The sequence below is a fragment of the Ilumatobacter sp. genome (assembly GCF_049588435.1).
Lineage (GTDB): Bacteria > Actinomycetota > Acidimicrobiia > Acidimicrobiales > Ilumatobacteraceae > Ilumatobacter_A.
Map to the genome: position 1 here is coordinate 1 of NZ_JBAVYV010000393.1, position 2,078 is coordinate 2,078.

The 2,078-nt window shown below is 64.9% G+C and carries 2 protein-coding genes; one reads left to right on the forward strand and one right to left on the reverse strand.

From position 1 onward, the window contains the following. Window positions 1-173: 173 nt before the first annotated feature. Entirely contained in the window at window positions 174-1,529 is a 1,356-nt protein-coding gene (locus WBV89_RS15185; RefSeq protein ID WP_423982195.1) for a glycosyltransferase family 2 protein, read from the forward strand. A 41-nt stretch (window positions 1,530-1,570) separates the two neighbouring features. Here WBV89_RS15185 and WBV89_RS15190 read toward each other — a convergent pair. After that, a partial coding sequence (locus WBV89_RS15190; protein WP_423982196.1) for a hypothetical protein occupies window positions 1,571-2,078 on the reverse strand: 508 nt, incomplete at its 5' end.

The following is a 2,078-nucleotide window of genomic DNA, read 5'->3' on the forward strand; positions in this document are numbered from 1 at the left end:
TTCCGGACCAGCGCTCCCAGGACGTGGAATGGGGATTTCGAGTGTGGAACCGAGGTTTCTACATCGTCCCGTTGTTCGACGCCTGCGCGCTTCACCAGGGCCCACGGGACCGGCCAGGCGCGATCGACGGCGACCAGAGCCCAATTCACTCCATGCTCACCGACCGTTGTCCGGTGGGGTTTCGTGCGTGGGACAACGACGGTGGATTCACGGTGCCGCTCGTCTCGATCTACATACCGGCCTACAACGCCGAGGACACGATCGTTGGCACGGTGCAGAGCGCGTTGGACCAGACTGTGCGCGATCTCGAAGTCTGCGTGGTGAACGACGGCTCGACCGACGCGACGCTCGACCGATTGTCGGAACACTTCTCCGATGAGCCACGGGTACGCATCGGGAACCAGGAGAACGCGGGAATCGGTGCTGCATCGAACCACGCGGTTCGAATGTGCCGAGGTGCGTACATCGGACAGCTCGATGCGGACGACGAACTGACCCCGGACGCAGTTGAGCGGATGCTGGCACCGATGCTCGCCGACACGCGCATCGGTGTTTCGTACGGGTCACATGTCAAGGTGGATGCGAACGGCGATCGGATCGGAGATGCCTGGACGGCCCCTCGATTCAGTCGCTTCACGTTGCTCCACATCATGATCGTCCATCACTTCCGGCTGTTCCGGGCGCGAGATTGGAACCGGACGACCGGATTCGCAGAGGACATTCGCAACGCCATCGACTACGACATGTTCTTGAAGATGTCGGAGGTCACCGAGATGGTGCACGTCGACGAGAGGGTGTATCGCTACCGGGTCCATGGCGAGAGCACATCCCAGAAGCACCAGCCGACCCAGTACCGCAACCACGCTCTCGTTGTGGCCCGTGCGCTCGAACGCCGCGGTCTGGCAGCGGACTGGACGATGGAGCCGCTCGACAACGACGATCCCCGAAAGTACCGTTTCGTGAAGACGCAGGCTCCTCGGCGATCTCTGGAATCGCCGATGTCGCCGATCGACGCGGGAGGCGATCGTGCGGAGAGCGTCTGCGGTCCGACCAGAACGGACGAGCCGAGTGATGATCCGCTCGCCGCCGCATCAATTCAGCGCAGAATCAGAGGTGGCGTCGTGAGGAAAAACTTCGGACGCGTCATCAGCACCAGCCGCCAGATCGCGGCCTGGTATGCGTCGCCGTCGGGACTCATCTCGGCCGTCGCGCTGTTGGTGGCACTGGGACTCGCCGGCACGGGACACGCAGGCGCAGCCGTGTGGGTGCTGGTGGCGTGGCTCGGCGGGCTGATCCCGTACAAGTTGTCGCGAGAACGCGCCGAACGAGCCCGACACCTTTCCGAGCTGTCCGAGGAGTTCGTTCGAAGCGCTGCGGAGCGCTCGTCGATGGAGGACTCGTCCTTGACTCCGACCGTCGAGAAACTGGCGGCGTGGCAGGAGATTCTGGACCGTCGGTGCGCGGTCGTCGAGGCGAGGATCGCGACGGTGGAGCTCCGCGAACCAGTCGACGAAGATCGCCAACGCTGACTCTCACGGCCGCATGGTCGCCGACGCGATACGGGCGGAGGCTAGGCCCAACGCTTCAAGGTGTCGATCGCTCCCGTACCGGCCCACCGCAGGGCGCGGCGCGCTCGAGCCGGCGGCGCCTCCGTAACGGCCGCCGACTCATCGGCTCGACCACCTTCGAGAGTCTGGTCGTTCGCATCGACGAGGCCGAGCGCCGACGCATCGGTCCACCACGTGCCGAACAGCTCGGCCGCCACGTCCAACGGATCGCGATCCGACGCGACCGAGTGCGCCCGACGAAGGCTTCGTGATCGAACGAACGTCGCCTCCGACCCGGCGCCCGGATCGATGATCGCACGGATCACGCCCACGCCGGTCTGCTTGAAGATCTTCGCGACCGAGTCTCGGGTCGTGTTGCCCCAGCGGATTCTCTCGGGGAGGTGTCCCTGGATGAGGACCGGATCGTACTCGTCGCCTCGGATGTCTCCCTCGACCAGGACGACGTCGGGTTCGAAGTCGACGGCCGCTGCTGTGTCCGCGCGGATCGCCACCATGGGGACGAGGTCGTGC